This is a genomic window from Streptomyces sp. NPDC004065 (genome assembly GCF_044903565.1).
GTDB lineage: Bacteria > Actinomycetota > Actinomycetes > Streptomycetales > Streptomycetaceae > Streptomyces.
Genome location: NZ_JBJDQT010000002.1, coordinates 267,500 through 283,150 on the forward strand (window position 1 = coordinate 267,500; position 15,651 = coordinate 283,150).

At 72.7% G+C, this 15,651-nt stretch carries 14 protein-coding genes and 1 pseudogene; 4 read left to right on the plus strand and 11 right to left on the minus strand.

Translation table 11 applies throughout. From position 1 onward, the window contains the following. Positions 1–172 precede the first annotated feature (172 nt). On the plus strand, positions 173–1,270 hold the full coding sequence (locus ACI2LW_RS05100; protein ID WP_404729748.1) for a DMT family transporter: 1,098 nt from the start codon (positions 173–175) through the stop codon (positions 1,268–1,270). A gap of 197 nt (positions 1,271–1,467) precedes the next feature. Here ACI2LW_RS05100 and ACI2LW_RS05105 read toward each other — a convergent pair whose 3' ends face one another. Further along, positions 1,468–2,751 carry a transglycosylase family protein gene (locus ACI2LW_RS05105; RefSeq protein WP_404729749.1) on the minus strand — a complete coding sequence of 428 codons (1,284 nt, stop codon included), beginning with the start codon at positions 2,749–2,751 and terminating at the stop codon, positions 1,468–1,470. 391 nt (positions 2,752–3,142) lie between these two features. Between ACI2LW_RS05105 and gndA the strand changes: the two genes are divergently transcribed. Continuing rightward, on the plus strand, positions 3,143–4,582 hold the full coding sequence (gene gndA / locus ACI2LW_RS05110) for an NADP-dependent phosphogluconate dehydrogenase (protein WP_404729750.1): 1,440 nt from the start codon (positions 3,143–3,145) through the stop codon (positions 4,580–4,582). An 857-nt stretch (positions 4,583–5,439) separates the two neighbouring features. Here gndA and ACI2LW_RS05115 read toward each other — a convergent pair. The 6 genes from ACI2LW_RS05115 to ACI2LW_RS05140 all read right to left on the minus strand — a co-directional run bounded on the left by ACI2LW_RS05115 (position 5,440) and on the right by ACI2LW_RS05140 (position 9,488). Further along, positions 5,440–6,078 carry an aspartate/glutamate racemase family protein gene (locus tag ACI2LW_RS05115; protein ID WP_404729751.1) on the minus strand — a complete coding sequence of 213 codons (639 nt, stop codon included), beginning with the start codon at positions 6,076–6,078 and terminating at the stop codon, positions 5,440–5,442. A 20-nt stretch (positions 6,079–6,098) separates the two neighbouring features. Continuing rightward, complete coding sequence (locus tag ACI2LW_RS05120) at positions 6,099–6,446, minus strand: GNAT family N-acetyltransferase (protein WP_404729752.1); 348 nt, start codon at positions 6,444–6,446, stop codon at positions 6,099–6,101. Between the two features lie 52 nt (positions 6,447–6,498). Beyond that, positions 6,499–6,921: an aspartate 1-decarboxylase gene (panD, locus tag ACI2LW_RS05125; RefSeq protein WP_404729753.1), complete on the minus strand. Its 423-nt coding sequence runs from the start codon at positions 6,919–6,921 to the stop codon at positions 6,499–6,501. Positions 6,922–7,221: 300 nt separating this feature from the next. Then, positions 7,222–7,749: a general stress protein gene (locus ACI2LW_RS05130; RefSeq protein WP_404729754.1), complete on the minus strand. Its 528-nt coding sequence runs from the start codon at positions 7,747–7,749 to the stop codon at positions 7,222–7,224. A 226-nt stretch (positions 7,750–7,975) separates the two neighbouring features. Then, the gene (locus ACI2LW_RS05135) at positions 7,976–8,362 is read right to left on the minus strand and encodes a TraR/DksA family transcriptional regulator (protein ID WP_404729959.1); all 387 of its coding nucleotides are present in this window, start codon (positions 8,360–8,362) and stop codon (positions 7,976–7,978) included. A 55-nt stretch (positions 8,363–8,417) separates the two neighbouring features. After that, positions 8,418–9,488, minus strand: coding sequence for an NADH:flavin oxidoreductase/NADH oxidase (locus tag ACI2LW_RS05140; protein ID WP_404729755.1), 1,071 nt, complete (start codon positions 9,486–9,488; stop codon positions 8,418–8,420). A gap of 450 nt (positions 9,489–9,938) precedes the next feature. Here ACI2LW_RS05140 and ACI2LW_RS05145 point away from each other — a divergent pair, with 450 nt between their 5' ends. Then, positions 9,939–11,951: an erythromycin esterase family protein gene (locus ACI2LW_RS05145; RefSeq protein WP_404729756.1), complete on the plus strand. Its 2,013-nt coding sequence runs from the start codon at positions 9,939–9,941 to the stop codon at positions 11,949–11,951. Between the two features lie 106 nt (positions 11,952–12,057). Here the strand turns inward: ACI2LW_RS05145 and ACI2LW_RS05150 are convergent, their stop codons facing one another. The 3 genes from ACI2LW_RS05150 to ACI2LW_RS05160 all read right to left on the minus strand — a co-directional run bounded on the left by ACI2LW_RS05150 (position 12,058) and on the right by ACI2LW_RS05160 (position 13,720). Next, on the minus strand, positions 12,058–12,903 hold the full coding sequence (locus tag ACI2LW_RS05150; protein WP_404729757.1) for an aldo/keto reductase: 846 nt from the start codon (positions 12,901–12,903) through the stop codon (positions 12,058–12,060). Between the two features lie 153 nt (positions 12,904–13,056). Next, positions 13,057–13,437, minus strand: coding sequence for a DUF2267 domain-containing protein (locus ACI2LW_RS05155; RefSeq protein ID WP_404729758.1), 381 nt, complete (start codon positions 13,435–13,437; stop codon positions 13,057–13,059). Beyond that, entirely contained in the window at positions 13,430–13,720 is a 291-nt protein-coding gene (locus ACI2LW_RS05160; RefSeq protein ID WP_404729759.1) for a hypothetical protein, read from the minus strand. The genes ACI2LW_RS05155 and ACI2LW_RS05160 overlap by 8 nt, the downstream gene beginning before the upstream one ends. Before the next feature lie 112 nt (positions 13,721–13,832). Here ACI2LW_RS05160 and ACI2LW_RS05165 point away from each other — a divergent pair, with 112 nt between their 5' ends. After that, positions 13,833–15,257, plus strand: coding sequence for an NAD-dependent succinate-semialdehyde dehydrogenase (locus ACI2LW_RS05165; RefSeq protein WP_404729760.1), 1,425 nt, complete (start codon positions 13,833–13,835; stop codon positions 15,255–15,257). Between the two features lie 145 nt (positions 15,258–15,402). Here ACI2LW_RS05165 and ACI2LW_RS05170 read toward each other — a convergent pair. Further along, positions 15,403–15,549, minus strand: a pseudogene (locus tag ACI2LW_RS05170) (helix-turn-helix domain-containing protein); the annotation flags it as partial. Between the last annotated feature and the right edge of the window lie 102 nt (positions 15,550–15,651).

The following is a 15,651-nucleotide window of genomic DNA, read 5'->3' on the forward strand; positions in this document are numbered from 1 at the left end:
GTCGCCCACCCAGGGGAGGACGGCCGGGCAGTCGTACTCCATCGGCAGTAGGACCCATTGCGTGCTCAGGGACGACGACGGGAAGAGATCGGCGCGACAGGGTGTTCAGCATGGAAGCCGATTGTTCGCCGATCCGGGGTGACCGCCCCCGTCTCACGCAGAGGAGCGGCTCATGAGCGCCCTCGCGTTGTCCGTGCTCCTGTCGTTCGTGTCCGCCGTGGCCTACGCCGGCGGGGCGATCGTGCAGGAGCAGGTCGCGGTCTCCTCCCCCGGCGAACAGTACGCGCCGCTGCGCCGGCCGGCCTGGTGGGCGGCGATCGCGCTGAACGGCCTCGGCGCACTGCTGCACGTGGTGGCGCTCGCCTGCGGCCCGCTCAGCCTGGTGCAGCCGCTGGGCGCCCTCACCATCGTCTTCGCGCTGCCCATGGCGGCGGTCTTCGTCGGCCGCAGGGCGGGCGCGGCCGCCTGGCGGGGCGCCGTCATGGCGACGGCCGGACTCGCGGGCCTGCTCGCCCTGGTGGGCGCCTCCGGCGAGCACTCCCTCGGCGCCGCCCAGCGGGTGGGCCTGGCCGTGGTCACCGGCGGGGTGGTGACGGCCCTCACGGCCGCCGGGCGGGCCGCGCACCGGCATCCCGCGGTGCGCAGCGTACTGCTCGCCACCGGTTCCGGTATCGCCTTCGGCATGTCCTCGGTGTTCACCAAGACCGTGGCGGTGGACTGGAGCGACGGCGTCTCGGCCGCCGACCTGCCGTCCCTGGCGGTGATCGGCGTCCTGGCCACGGCCGGCATCCTGCTCTCGCAGGCGTCGTACCGCGGCGGTGGCCTCGCCGCGCCGCTGGCCACGCTGACGGTGGTCAACCCTGTGGTGGCCGCCGCGGTCGGCATCACGATGTTCGGCGAAACCTTCCGCCACGGCACGGCGGGCACCGTCCTCGCGCTCGGCTGCGGCGTGGTGGCCGCCGGCGGCCTGATCCTGCTGACCACGGAGCGCATCGAGCGCACCTCCCCGGTGGTGCCGGAGGCCGGGCGCGTGCCCGCGCGGACGGCACCGGAGGTACCGGTCTTCTCCGCCGCCCCGTCCGGGCGGGGTCCGGGCGCCGTTCCGGCCCGCGTACGGGTGGCCACCGTGCCGGTGACCGCGGAGCGGGAGCCGTCCGGGGAGAACGGACCGCCCGTGCTCCTGGTCCCGTTCTGCGGCGGCGCCTACCGCGCCGAGCCGTACGTCCCGGTGCCCGCCCTCGACCGGCACCGCACCCGCGTCCGATCCTGACGCGTACGCGACGCCGCCGCCACGGACCGCGAGGCCCGGCGCGCGAAGGGGCCCCACGCGAGGCGCGGGGGCCCATGCGAGGGGCGGGGGCCCATGCGAGGGGCGGGGGCCCACGCCCACCAGGCGCGCGGGCGGGCCGCACCGCGCCGCGCGGGCGCACCCCCGTGCACGACTCCGCTCCGGCCCTCAGCCGGCGGTCAGAGGCGGACCCCGCCGGCCCGGAGGTAGGCGACCGGGTCGACGTCCGTGCCGAACCCGGGGCCCGTCCGCACCTCGAAGTGCAGATGCGGCCCGGTGACATTGCCCGTGGCGCCCGAGCGGCCGATGCGCTGGCCGGCGGAGACGCTCTGCCCCTCGCGCACGGAGATCGCCGACAGGTGGCCGTACTGGGTGTAGCGGCCGTCGGCGTGATGGACGACGACCTGGTAGCCGTACGATCCGCCCCAGCCCGCGGCGACGACCCGCCCGGCCCCGGCGGCCCGCACCGAGGTGCCCGTGGGCACCACGAAGTCGACGCCGGTGTGGTAGCCCTTCGACCAGTGGACGCCGCCGACGTGGTAGCCCGTGCCGACGTGGCCGCTCACCGGGGCGACCAGACCGTGCGCGGCGGAGTGGCCGCGCGACCTGTGCGTCTCCGTCCTGCCCGCGGCCCCGGTCCCCGAGGCGCGCCCGGCGGTCTTGGCGGGCTTGGCGGGCTTGGCGGCCTTTCCGGACCGGGCGGGCTTCGCCGCCTTCCCCGGTGCGGCGGGCCGGGTCGCCGTGGAGGTCCGCTCGTGCGGCGCGGGCGCCGTGCGGGAACCCGGCCGCAGCGCCAGGCGCTGCCCCGGCAGGATCAGGTCCGGGTCGTCGCCCACGACCGCGCGGTTGGTGTCGTACAACTGCCGCCAGCCACCCCGGACATGACGTTCCTCCGCGATACCGGAGAGGGTGTCGCCCCGGACCACGGTGTACATCTCGGCAGTACCGGCCCGGGACTGCGGCGTGGTCTGCGGCCGTACGTCGGCGCCGTCGCGGGCGGCGGACCCGGCGGAGCCCGCTGTGCGTGCCTTCTTCGCCGTGGTCCGCGCGGGCGCCGCGTCGCCGTGCGCGCCCGGCGCCGCGTCGTCGCGGGTCAGGCCGGCCCGTACCGAGCACACCGGCCAGGCCCCGGGTCCCTGCCCGTCCAGTACCTTCTCCGCGACGGCGATCTGCTGCGCCCTGGTGGCCAGGTCCGCGCGCGGTGCGTACCGCGTCCCGCCGTACGCCTCCCACGTGGACCGGGTGAACTGCAGCCCGCCGTAGTAGCCGTTGCCGGTGTTGACGCTCCAGTCGCCGCTCGACTCGCAGGCGGCGACCTTGTTCCAGGTGGCCGAGTCGGCCGCGTGCGCCGCGCCGGCGCCGATCAGCGGGATCGCCATTCCCGCGCCGCCCGCGGTGATGGTGAGCGAGGCGCGGTTGATCCTGTTCGGCTGGTACCGGCGGTGCCGGCCGCGTACGGCCATGTCCGATCCCCCTCGGCATGCGTCAGGAGGGGCAAAAGTAAGCGCGGCGAACAGGCCATGACAAGACGGCTATCGGCCGCTTCGCCGCCCCAAGTGGCCGGTACCGGACCCGCATTGGCCGAATGAACCGCGTCCGTACTGAGCCGCCGGGCACCTGCCGTGCGTAATGAAGCGTGCCGGTACGGCGAACATGCGGTCGCCGTACCGGCACGTCAGGATGGTCCGAGGGCCATCAAGAGCAATACTGACGGCACGTTCCACCGGAAGTTCCACCCGAGGTCCCCCGAGGTCCCCCGAGGTCCCCCGAGGTCCTCCGAGGTCCTCCGAGGTCCCCAGAGGTCCCCCGAGGGTCCACCTGATGATCCACCGGATTTTTTGAGGAGCAGGCGGTATGAGCACTACAGCCCAGATCGGCGTCACGGGACTCGCGGTCATGGGCCGCAACCTCGCCCGCAACTTCGCGCGCAACGGCTACACGGTCGCCCTGCACAACCGGACGCCGTCCCGTACGCACGCCCTGGTCGAGGAGTTCGGGCACGAGGGCGAGTTCGTCCCCGCCGAGACCGCCAAGGAGTTCGTCGCGGCGCTGGAGCGGCCGCGCCGCCTGGTCATCATGGTGAAGGCGGGCGATCCGACGGACGCGGTGATCCGGGAGTTCGCCCCGCTCCTCGAGCCCGGCGACATGATCATCGACGGTGGCAACGCGCACTTCGCGGACACCCGGCGCCGGGAGCGGGAGCTGCGCGAGCAGGGCATCCACTTCGTGGGCACGGGCATCTCCGGCGGCGAGGAGGGCGCGCTGCACGGGCCGAGCATCATGCCGGGCGGCTCGAAGGAGTCGTACGAGTCGCTGGGCCCGATGCTGGAGAAGATCTCCGCCAAGGCGGCGGACGGCGCGCCGTGCGTCACGCACATCGGCCCGGACGGCGCGGGTCACTTCGTGAAGATGGTGCACAACGGCATCGAGTACGCGGACATGCAGCTGATCGGTGAGGCGTATCAGCTGCTGCGCGACGTGGCGGGGTACTCCCCCGAGCAGATCGCGGAGATCTTCCGCACCTGGAACACCGGCCGGCTCGACTCGTACCTGATCGAGATCACGGCGGAGGTGCTGTCCCACGTGGACGCGGCCACCGGGAAGCCGTTCGTGGACGTGGTGGTGGACCAGGCCGAGCAGAAGGGCACGGGCCGCTGGACGGTCCAGATCGCGCTCGACCTCGGGGTGCCCGTGTCGGGCATCGCGGAGGCGGTGTTCGCGCGCTCCCTGTCGGGGCACGCGGCGCTGCGGGAGGCCTCGCGCGGGCTGGCCGGCCCCAAGGCGTCCCCGCTGCCGGAGTCGGAGGCGGCGGCGTTCGCCGACCGGGTGGAGCAGGCGCTGTACGCCTCGAAGATCGTGTCGTACACGCAGGGCTTCCACGAGATCGCTGCCGGCAGCGAGGAGTACGGCTGGGACATCGACCTCGGCGCGGTCGCCTCGATCTGGCGCGGCGGCTGCATCATCCGGGCGGCCTTCCTGGACCGCATCCGCTCCGCCTACGACGCCCGGCCGGACCTGCCGAGCCTGCTGTCCGACGAGACCTTCGCACGGGAGATCGCGCAGGCCCAGGACGACTGGCGGGAGGTGCTGGTCGCCGCGACCCGCCAGGGCGTGCCCGCCCCGGGCTTCTCGGCGGCGCTCGCCTACTACGACGCCCTGCGCGCCGAGCGCCTGCCCGCCGCCCTCACCCAGGGCCAGCGCGACTTCTTCGGCGCGCACACCTACCGGCGCGTGGACCGCGACGGCTCCTTCCACACGCTGTGGGGCGGTGACCGCTCGGAGGTGACGGCGTAGCCGGCGGTACGGCCGTGGCCGGGTGCGCCGGCGGTGGAGCCCTGGCCGGGTGCACGGGCGGTGGAGCCGTGGCCGGGTGCGCCCGCGGTACGGCCGTGGCCGGGTGCGCCCGCGGTACGGAGTGACGACGGGTGGGCGGCCGCGGGGCCGCCCACCCGTCGTCGTCTCAGGTCAGGGGCGGTCCCGGCTCGGGGTTCGGCACCGGTTCCGGACCGGGCGGGACCGGCGAGGGAGGAGGCTCGGGAACCGGGCTCGGGGGCGGGGTCGGCACGGGCCCCGGCGGCGGCCCGGGCACGGGATCGGGGCCGGGCCCGGGAGGACCGGGAGGCGGCGGGGTCGGACCGGGGCCGGGGGGAGGCGGCGTGGGAGCCGGGCCCGGAGGGGGACCGGGTGCCGGGGGCTCCGGCGCCGGGGACGGCTCGGGGCCGGGGACCGGGTCCGGCCGGGGATCCGGATGCCGCGGGTCCGGACCCGGCGTGGGCCCGGGCGGCACGGGGTCGGGGTACGGGTTCGTCATGGCGTCCTCCGGCCAGTCGATCGAGGTCGGCTCTGGACTACTCCCCGCCTACCCGTGCCCCGACCGGCCAGTCACCCGGCGGCGCCACGGCGAGGACCCGGGTGGCCCCAGGGCGCACCGGCGCCGCGACGCGCCCGGCGTACCCACAGCGAGCGCGCGGCCGGGCCCGCGCCACAGGCACAGTCGGGCCCACACGGCGCGCACAACCCGGCAGCGCAGCCACGCGCCCCGGCTGCCCGGCTCCCACGGGAGCGGAGGTGCGGGATCGCCGACCGCGGCCGGCCGCGCCCGCCACGGATCGGACCGAAGCCGCCGCGGATCGGATGGAAGCCGCCGCGGATCAGGCCGAGGCCGCCCCCAGCGCCCGTACCGCCGCCGCCAGACCCGGGCCCGGGCTGGACAGGACCGGCACGGACGTCGTCGTCAGCTGCCGGGCCGGGGCCATGGACGCCTGGGCGAGGACGATCGCGTCGGCCCGCGTCACCGTGTCGGCGGCGGCCGCCACCGCGCGGACGTACGCCCCGGTGTCACCGGCCTCGAAGTGCGCCCAGGCCCCGTCGGCGAGCAGGGTGCGGACGCCGACGGGACGCCCGGCGCGCCGGGCCTCCTCCTCCAGGAGCGCGACCGTCGGGGCCACGGTGCTCTCGAGGGCGGCCAGGACGACGATCCGCCGGCCCGCCGCCACGGCCCGCGCCGCCATCGGCCGGTCCACCCGCAGCACGGGAACCCCGGCCCCGGCGCGCTCCGCTTCACCGCCGATCGTCGAGCAGGTGCACAGCACCGCGCGGGCGCCCTGGGCGACGGCCTCGTCCAGCACCGCCCGCAACTCGTCCCGCACCGCCTCCGGACCCTCGCGGCGGGCCCGCAGCAGCAGCCGCTCGTCGACGAAGTGCCGTAGCTCCAGGCCGGGATGGGCCTCGTCGCGCAGGGCGTCGAAGACCGGGACGTGCACGGGCGAGGTGTGCAGGAGGGCGAGCACCGGGGGCCCGGGCGCCGCGCTCAGAACCGCTCCGGGTGGGCCGCCAGCCAGTCGCGGGCGGCCCGGAGCAGCGCGGGGTCGGCGGCCGGGACCTCGTCGCGGTGGCGTTCGGCCCACTTGACGACGTAGGGGCACAGCGGCGCCACGGGGACCCCTTCGCGCCCTGCGACGGCGTACAGCTCGCGGGCGAGTGAGCCCGCGATGCCCTTGCCCTCGTGGGCCGGTTCCACGATCGTGTGCACGGGCACCAGGGCGCGTTCGGGCGCGTCCAGGACGAAGTACTCGACGTGGCCCACCACTTCGCCGTCCGCGCCGACCGCCTCGAGCCGGCCGGCCGCCCGGTCGTCGCGGATGTCGAGGTCACTCATGGCACGCTCCCTGCTCGATGCGCCGGCCGCGTTCCGCCGCCGGGTGCCCCGCTCAGGCCGGGACGACGGCCTGCGGGCTGCGCTGCTGGTCGGTGCCCGGCACCGGCGCGGAGGGGTCGGCGCCGAGCTCGACGATCCGGTTGTCGGCGTCCACGTGCACCACACGCGGCTTCAGGGCCCGCGCCTCGGCGTCGGTGACCTGGGCGTAACTGATGAGGATCACCAGGTCGCCGGGGTGGACGAGGTGGGCGGCGGCGCCGTTGATCCCGATCACACCGGAGCCGCGCTCCCCCTCGATGACGTACGTCTCCAGCCGCGCCCCGTTGGTGATGTCCACGATGTGGACGAGCTCACCGGGCAGCAGATCCGCCGCGTCCAGCAGATCGGCGTCGATGGTCACCGATCCCACGTAGTGCAGGTCGGCCTGGGTGACGGTGGCGCGGTGGATCTTGGACTTGAACATGGTACGCAGCATCGGGACACTCCCACAACTAGGCTCCCTGCCTGCGTTTTTGCAGGTCAAGGGCTGTTTCCACACTCTACAACGAGTCGCACGTCCGGGCAGCTCTCCCCAGGTTTTCCATGACTCGCGCTGACCACTTGCCGACTTTTCTGACGTATCGTCAGGCCCGTGGAGGAGGCCTCATCCACTCTGGCGGACCCACCGTGACGACGGCCCAAGCCTACGCAGCACCCCCCGGAGGACGTCCGTGATCACCGTCACTCGGACGGTCCGGACGGTACGGCGCCCCGTCCGCCCGGCTTCGAAATTCGTTCAGCCGGGGGCGGAGTCGCTGCGCGGGCGGTCGCCCTTCGGGGAGGCGCCCTCCGTGTCCGTGCCGGCCCCGCTGTCCAGCCCGGCGACCAGCCGGACGGCCTCGTCGGCGACGTCCTCGTCCGCCACGACGTCGTACCGGCTGGGCTCCATCGAGCGGATGGAGGCGAAGTCCCGGCGGCCGCCCTGGGCCGCGTGCAGCAGCATGCCGAGCAGCGCACCGACGACCGCTCCGAAAATCAGCCCGTACAGGGCGAGGAGCAGACCGGAGACGACCGGGTTCAGCCAGTCCAGCAGGCCGAAGATCCAGCCGACGAGCGCGCCGGGCAGTGCTCCGGTGGCCGCCCCGTGGAGGGCGGCCTCGCCGTACCCCATTCGGCCGATCACCCGTTCGACCAGGCGCACGTCCTGACCGATGATCGCCACCTTCTGAACGGGAAAGCCCTGGTCGGCGAGGTGATCAACGGCACGTTCCGCTTCCTGGTACGTCGAGTACGAGGCAACGGTCCTGCGGGCCTGCTCGGTCATGGCCACTTCCTTCCGCCGGAGGACCGCCGAGTGGTCCCGACACGACCCAGAGTGGCTGTTCGCCCGGTCACCCCGCCTGCGCCCAGCGGGTCAAAAGGTGGCATCGGCGGTCGGTCTGCGAGGACAGGAGGCGGTGGAACGCCCGGACTCCACTTGACAGCGTCTCCGTGTGCGCACGCCGAGTAGGGCAGGACGACATGTCGCGCTCTCAACAACTGTGCACGCCTCAATGAGCCGCGGACGCGCAGCGCACGCAGGTTTTCGCTGCCGGGCGAACTTCGAGGCGCTCCGCCGGAATCGGCTCACCGCAATGCTCGCAGCGCCCGTAGTCGCCTCTCTCCAACCGCTCCAGGGCGTGATCGAGGTCGTTCAGATGCTCGCGCGCCTGGGACAGCAGGGCGGCGACGTGCGCCCGTTCGAAGGCCGTGCTCGCCCCCTCCGGGTCGTGCTCGTCGTCAATGGCCACCAGTGCGTTCGCCTCGACGATCCCTTCGAACTCGCGGCTCAGGGCGGATATCTGCTGCAGCGTGCCGGCACGGTCGGCCGCGAGCAGCGCACGCGTCGACTCGCTCTGGCGTGCCGGAAAGGCGGCATTACCGCATGGATCGCTCATATCGCAGGAAACCTCCTTCTTGTGCCGAATTCCCGGGTGTCCGGGCGCGACAGCCTCAGCGATGACGTGGGCGGCCACGCTGGTACTGCTTCGGCCACGGGACGTCGTCACCGAGCACGTGGGCCGCGCGGAGCGGCCAGGTCGGGTTACGCAGCAGTTCGCGCGCGAGCATGATCGCGTCGGCCGAGCGGTCCACGAGGATCTGGTCGGCCTGCTCCGGTGCGGTGATCAGGCCGACCGCGGAGACGGGCAGGGCCGCGCCTTCGCGGACGGCTCGGGCGAAGGGCACCTGGTAGCCGGGCTCCACTTCGATGCGGGCGTTGGGGACGAGCCCGCCGCTGGTGACGTCCACCAGATCGACGCCGTGGGTCACCAGGTGGCGCGACAGCTCGACCGTCTCCTCCGGGGTCCAGCCGCCGTCGGCCCAGTCCGTGGCCGAGAAGCGTACGAACAGCGGGCGGTCCTCCGGCCACTGCGCCCGTACGGCGTCGGTGACCTGGACGAGGAAACGGCTGCGCCCGTCGAGGTCGCCTCCGTACTCGTCGCTGCGGTGGTTGGACAGCGGTGACAGGAACTGGTGCAGCAGATAGCCGTGCGCGGCGTGGATCTCCAGGACCTCGAAGCCGGCGGACAGCGCCCGCGCGGCGGCCTCGCCGAAGGCCCGGACGAGAGCGCGGATGTCGTCCGTGCCGAGCTCCCGTGGGTCCGGCCAGTCGCCGAACGGCAGCGGTGAGGGTGCCACCGTCTGCCATCCACCGGCCTCCGGTTCGACGTACATGTCGCCCTCCCAGGGCGGTGCCGTCGACGCCTTGCGGCCGGCATGGGAGATCTGGATGCCGGAAATGGCTCCCTGCCCGTGGACGAAGTCGGTGATCCGCTTGTACGCGGCGGCCTGCCCGTCGTCCCAGATGCCGGCGTCGGAAGGGGTGATCCGGCCTTCGGGTTCCACTGCCGTGGCCTCCTGCATGACCAGGCCGGAGCCGCCGCGTGCCAGGGAGCCGAGATGGACCAGATGCCAGTCCTGCGGATAGCCGTCGACCGAGCTGTACTGGCACATGGGGGCCACCCAGGCGCGGTTCGGAAAGGTCGTGCCGCGGAGGGTGATCGGCGTGAAGAGACGGCTCATCGGAGGCCTCGCAGGAGGGGCGGGGACGACGGGTGCCCCGCAGCCGTCGAGCCGTGAGACGGCCTGGGCTCCTGCGGGGCGCCCCTCGCGGTGGGTGCACCCGGGTACCCGGCCGCTCGTGGCACACACCACCGGCCGGGACGTGGTCACCCGCGCATCCGGCCACGGCGGGTGCTGCGCAACCGGCCCGGCCTGGAGCGCCGGACGGGCCTGGAGCGCCGGACGTAGGATTGGCAGAGATTCGTCGCACACGAACCGCTGCCGGTGAAACAGTGAAAAAAGGTTGATTCTCTCCCATCGGCTGAGGCCGGTTCGTGCGACCTGCCGGGCACACAGGCATGGCCTCGACAACGATGACGACGAAAGCCGTGCATCCCTCGCCGTGGTCCCGGGAGCCGCGCATCGGAAGCCGGCCTCGATCACGCACCGCACACCGCGAGGAGCCTGCTCGTGTCGAACCGCCTGTTCAGTGATCGCGCAGATGCCGGCCGGGTCCTCGCCAAGCTCCTGGAACGCTACCGCGGCGATCCCGATGTGATCGTGCTGGGCCTGCCGCGCGGCGGCGTTCCGGTGGCGTACGAGGTCGCCACGGCCCTGGGTGCCCCACTCGATGTCTTCCTGGTCCGCAAGCTCGGCGTGCCCGGTCAGGAGGAGGTGGCGATGGGAGCCCTCGCGGACGGCGGAGTGGTGGTGCTCAACGAGGACGTCGTCCGCGGCCTGGGCCTCCTGCCGGGCATGCTGCGCGGCGCGGTCGAACGGGAGGCCCGGAAGCTGCTGCGCCAGGAGCAGACCTATCGGGAGGGGCGGCCCGCGCCCGAGCTGGAGGGCCGTACGGTGATCCTGGTCGACGACGGCCTTGCCACCGGGGCCAGTATGCGCGCCGCGATCCAGGCCCTGCGCCGCCACCGGCCGGCGCGGATCGTCGTCGCGGTGCCCGCCGCCCCCGAGTCGACCTGCCGCGAGCTGGCCGACATGGCCGACGACGTGGTCTGCGCCACCACCCCGGCGCCGTTCTTCGCCGTCGGCGAGTCCTACTGGGACTTCCGCCAGATCACGGACGAGGAGGTGCGGGAGCTGCTGCGCCGGGCGGCGGGCAGGCCCGTGGAACCGGCCGAGGAGGGCGTGAGCGAGGTCGCTCTCATCAGCGCCGAGGCGATCCCCGTCGAGGACGGCGTACCCAGCGACGAGGCACTGTTCGACCTCGTGGGCAACGCGCACTTCGTCCTGATCGGCGAGGCCTCACACGGCACGCACGACTTCTACCAGGCGCGCGCCCGCATGACGCGGCGGCTGATCGAGGAGAAGGGCTTCTGCGCGGTCGCGGCCGAGGCCGACTGGCCCGACGCCTACCGGGTCAACCGCTACGTCCGGGACCGCGGCGACGACGTCACGGCCGAGGAGTCACTGCGCGGCTTTCAGCGGTTCCCCACGTGGATGTGGCGGAACACTGCCGTACTGGACTTCGTCGGATGGCTGCGGGACCACAACGACCGGGTCTCCGGCGGCGAGAGCGCGAAAGCGGGCTTCTACGGTCTCGACCTGTACAGCCTGTACCGCTCGATCGAGGAAGTCATCAGCTACCTGGACCGCGTCGATCCGGACGCGGCGAAGCGGGCCCGCGAGCGCTACGCCTGCTTCGATCACTACAACACCGACGGCGACGCCCAGGCCTGGGGGTTCGAGGCCGCCTTCGGAGCGGGTGAGACCTGCGAGCAGCAGGTGATGGACCAGCTCATCGAGCTGAAGCTCCATGCGGTGCGCTACGCACGACGGGACGGACTGCTCGCCGAGGACGACCAGTTCCATGCCGAACAGAACGCGCTCACGGTGAAGAACGCGGCCGAGTACTACCGGACGATGTTCGGCGGGCAGGTGTCGTCCTGGAATCTGCGTGACCGCCACATGGCCGAGACCCTGGAGGCGCTCGCCGAGCATCTCGGCCACCAGCGGAGCAGCCCCGCCAGGATCGTCGTGTGGGAGCACAACTCCCACCTCGGGGATGCCCGGGGCACGGAAGCCGCGCTCCGCGGCGAGCTCAACGTCGGCCAGTTGGTGCGGCAGGCGCACCCTGGTGACTGCTGCCTGCTGGGCTTCACCACCTACACCGGCACGGTGACAGCCGCGGACGACTGGGGAGGACCGGTCATGCGCAAGGCGGTGCGCCCGGCACTGGTCGACAGCGTCGAGGACATGTTCCACCAGGTCGGCGAAGAGGAGTTCCTGCTGTCGTTCCACCGGACGCCCCTGGCCGCCGACACGCTGCGCAAGGCGCGCCTCGAGCGGGCGATCGGCGTCATCTACCGGCCGCAGACCGAGCGGCAGAGCCACTACTTCCGCGCGCGCCTGTCGGACCAGTTCGACGGTGTCATCCACATCGACGGGACCCGGGCGGTCGAACCCCTGGAGCGCACGGCCGAGTGGCAGGAAGGCGAGGTCCCCGAGACCTACCCGTTCGCCGTATGACAGCTGCCGCCGCCCTACGTGGCACCGGAGCCGCCCGCGCCGTGCCAGGGCCCCGCACCCTGAACCACACTCCGGGCGCATGCCTCCTGTGCCTCCTATGCCTCCTTCAGAGCATCTCCAGGGCCGCGGGCCCGCTGGGCGGCGGGAACGCCTCGTCGAGGGCGTCGAGCGCCTCGGCGGGAAGGTGGAGGTCCACTGCGCCGCGGTTCTCCCGAACGTGGTCGGGTGATCCGGAACGCGGGATCGCGGCCACCCCCTGTTCCAGCACCCAGGCGAGTGCCACCTGGGCCGGCGTGGCTCCGAGGGCCCGGGCCACGGCACCCAGAGCCTCGACGTTCAGCAGCCGCCCCTGCTCGATCGGGGAGTAGGCCATGACCGTCACCCCGGCCTCGCGGCACCAGGGGAGCAGATTCCACTCGATGCCGCGCCGGGAGAGGTTGTACAGCACCTGGTCGACGGCGACGGCGTCGCCGCCGGGGAGGGTGGTCAATTCGACCATGCCGGCGACGTTCAGATTGCTCACGCCCCAGTAACGGATCTTCCCCGCCTCCATCAGGTCGGTGAATCCCGCAAGGGTCTCCTGGAGTGGCCACCGTCCCCGCCAGTGCAGAAGGTAGAGGTCCAGCCGTTCCGCACGGAGCCGCCGCAGGCTGCCCTCGCAGGCGGCGACGGTGCCTTTCCGGTCGGCGTGGTCCGGCAGCACCTTGCTGACGAGGAAGACCTCCTCCCGGCGTCCCCGGACGGCCTCCGCGACGAGCTCCTCGGCCGCGCCGTCGCCGTACATCTCCGCCGTGTCCACGACGGTCATGCCCAGGTCCAGGCCCAGCCGCAGGGCGGCGATCTCCTGTGCACGCCGGGCCGGGTCCTCGCCCAGGTACCAGGTGCCCTGCCCGAGCGCGCCGATCACCTCACCGGAGGGGAGTGCGATCCCTCGGGCCGGTTCCGCAGACATGTCGTGCCTCCCGTCTGCCGGCGGCGTCGGACTCACGCCATGGCGGCCGCGAAGGGCCGGCGGTCCGCGGGGGTCACGCACCGCGCCCCGGCGCACACGCGGCGTCCTGACCGCCGGCGCCGTGACGCCGGCGCCGTGCCGGAGGATCCGGGGTCACCCGGCGGATTCGAGGGCCTGGGAGAAGTCCGTTCCGAGCTGCGACATCAGGTCGTTGAACTCCTTCTCGCTGATCGCCTCCCGGAGCACGGCCAGTACGGTCCGCACACCCCGGTCGGCTTCCTCCTCCTTGAGCATGGTGCGTTCGGCCACGCGCCGCACGCTGTCGTGGTGGCCGAAGTGCTCGATGCGGTCCGTGGTTCCCCGGCGCACCGCCTCCACGAGGCCCTCGGGGAGCTCGATGATCAGGTCCCTGGCCTCCCCGGGGCTCAGCCTGTGGGCCAGCGTCTCGAGCGTGGCCCAGGTCAGGTCCGCCGCCTCCTGCCGGCTCAGTCCGGTGCGCTCGGCGACGGTACGGACGAATTCCTGCTCATCCATGCGTCGTCCTCCTTCGCTGCTGTGGTGCGACGAACGGCGCGGACCCCCTGCCAGCCTGCCACGCCGGCCCGGCCCGCGCCCGCGCACGGACGGCGGCGACCACGGCCACCCACAGCTTGGCGCCTGCGTGCACCGTGGTGTGCGGGGCCTCGCCGGTCAGGTTGAGCTCGTCGTATCGCACCGAGGCCAAGAGCCACACCGTGCGCGCGCCGGCGTAGCCGAACCCGGGCCGCGACCGGTGGGGCAGCCCCAACTGCGGGCCCTGGGCCGAGTTCAAGGCCATGAAGAAGGCAGAGGACCCGGGTGCCACAGCTTGCCGTGGCATGGGACGAATCAGCAGGTGTGAGCGGGTCCGGGCGTGGAAACCCGACGTGCCCCGACTCCAGGGAGGCGTCATGGACGCCCATGTCACTGCCCAGGGAAGCCCGATCGCCACGGTCAACCCGTACACCGGTGAGAGGGTTCGTGATTTCCCGGCGCTGAGCGCGGAGGACGTAGGGCGCGCGATCGACGGGGCGCACCGTAGCTTTCCACACTGGCGTGCCCGGTCGACGGCCGACCGGGGGTCCCTCGTGCAACGCGCCGGCCGGCTCATGAGGGAGCGCAAGGAGGAACTGGCGCACCTCCTGACCCTTGAGGTCGGCAAGCTGATCAACTCGAGCCGTGCAGAGGTCGACCTGGCGTCCGACATCCTCACCTACTACGGCGAGCACGGCCCCGAGTTGCTGGAAGAACGACCCCTGCCGGTGCCCGAGGGCACGGCCGTGCTGGTGAACGAGCCGCTCGGCGTCCTTCTCGGTGTGATGCCGTGGAACTTCCCGCTGTACCAGGTCGTCCGGTTCGCGGGTCCGAACCTCGTCCTGGGCAACACGATCCTGCTCAAGCACGCGAGCAGCTGCCCCCAGTCCGCACTGGCACTGGAGCAGCTGTTCGCGGACGCGGGTGCGCCCACCGGGGTCTATACCAATCTCTTCGTACGGGGCAGGGACGTCGGGAAGATCATCGATGACTCTCGAGTGCAGGGAGCGTCGCTGACCGGAAGCGAGCGGGCGGGCGTGAGCCTGGGCGAGATCGCCGGCCGCAATGTCAAAAAGTCCGTCCTCGAGCTGGGTGGCAGTGATCCCTTCATCGTGCTGGACGGTCACAACCTCGAGCGCACCGTGTACGCCGCGTTCCTCGGCCGGATGGGCAACACCGGGCAGTGCTGCGTGGCGGCCAAGCGCTTCATCGCCCTTGCCGACGTCTACGACGCCTTCGTCACCGGGCTGCGTGACCGGATGAGCGAGGTGCGACCGGGAGATCCGGTCGACCCCGCCACCACGCTCGGCCCCTTGTCCTCCGAGGCCGCGGCCGAACTCCTGATGGAGCAGGTTCGGGACGCGGTGGACAAGGGGGCCACGGTGGTGCTGGGCGGCGGGCGGCCCGACCTGCCGGGCGCCTTCGTCGAGCCGACCCTTCTCACCGACGTCACACCGGACATGCGGGCCTACCAGGAAGAGCTCTTCGGCCCCGTCGCCACGGTCTACCGGGTCGCCGACGAGGACGAGGCCGTGGCACTGGCCAACACCTCCCCCTACGGCCTGGGAGGCGCGGTCTTCGCCCACGCCCCGGAACGTGCTCGCGAAGTCGCGGACCGGCTGGAGGCGGGCATGGTATGGATCAACCACCCGACCGCGTCCCGACCGGAGCTGCCCTTCGGCGGTATCAAGCGCTCCGGCTACGGGCGCGAACTCGGCGACGTGGGCATCGTGGAATTCGCGAACCGCAAGCTGGTGCGCTACGTGGACGCCGACGCCCCGATCGACGAAGTGCTGGGCTGACCTGCGAGCCGGGCGCTTCAAGCGGCTGGGGAGTGGACACGGCCCCAGCACGATCCGGGGCGTCGTCAACGCCGTCATCCGGTTCGCCGAAACGTCCCGGACTTGCGGCGCTGCCGGCACCACTCCAATGAGTTCCCGTGGTGTGTCAGCCGTGTCCGCCCATCACGATCTTCCACACTCGGGGCGCCACCTGGAGGTTCAGCCGGTCCTCGACGTTCGCGAGGTCGTTGCCGCTGATGTCGCGGATGCGCTGGAGCCGGTAGCGCAGCGTGCTGCGGTGGATCGCGAGGGCGTAGCGCTCGCGGGAGTGGCGGCGCACCTCCAGGGCGCGCTGCGCCTCCTGTGGATCCTTTTCTCTCGTACTCGTGGGGCGACCGGACCCGTGCATTCCTGA

Excerpts from the sequence above, each read along its gene's own strand:
- ACI2LW_RS05120 (WP_404729752.1), bottom strand. The coding sequence starts at position 6,446 with ATGAGTGACCTCGACATCCGCGACGACCGGGCGGCCGGCCGGCTCGAG.
- panD (WP_404729753.1), bottom strand. The coding sequence starts at position 6,921 with ATGCTGCGTACCATGTTCAAGTCCAAGATCCACCGCGCCACCGTCACC.
- ACI2LW_RS05160 (WP_404729759.1), bottom strand. The coding sequence starts at position 13,720 with ATGGCCTTGAACTCGGCCCAGGGCCCGCAGTTGGGGCTGCCCCACCGG.
- ACI2LW_RS05100 (WP_404729748.1), top strand. The coding sequence starts at position 173 with ATGAGCGCCCTCGCGTTGTCCGTGCTCCTGTCGTTCGTGTCCGCCGTG.
- ACI2LW_RS05140 (WP_404729755.1), bottom strand. The coding sequence starts at position 9,488 with ATGAGCCGTCTCTTCACGCCGATCACCCTCCGCGGCACGACCTTTCCG.
- ACI2LW_RS05165 (WP_404729760.1), top strand. The coding sequence starts at position 13,833 with ATGGACGCCCATGTCACTGCCCAGGGAAGCCCGATCGCCACGGTCAAC.
- ACI2LW_RS05135 (WP_404729959.1), bottom strand. The coding sequence starts at position 8,362 with ATGAGCGATCCATGCGGTAATGCCGCCTTTCCGGCACGCCAGAGCGAG.
- gndA (WP_404729750.1), top strand. The coding sequence starts at position 3,143 with ATGAGCACTACAGCCCAGATCGGCGTCACGGGACTCGCGGTCATGGGC.
- ACI2LW_RS05130 (WP_404729754.1), bottom strand. The coding sequence starts at position 7,749 with ATGACCGAGCAGGCCCGCAGGACCGTTGCCTCGTACTCGACGTACCAG.
- ACI2LW_RS05150 (WP_404729757.1), bottom strand. The coding sequence starts at position 12,903 with ATGTCTGCGGAACCGGCCCGAGGGATCGCACTCCCCTCCGGTGAGGTG.
- ACI2LW_RS05155 (WP_404729758.1), bottom strand. The coding sequence starts at position 13,437 with ATGGATGAGCAGGAATTCGTCCGTACCGTCGCCGAGCGCACCGGACTG.
- ACI2LW_RS05105 (WP_404729749.1), bottom strand. The coding sequence starts at position 2,751 with ATGGCCGTACGCGGCCGGCACCGCCGGTACCAGCCGAACAGGATCAAC.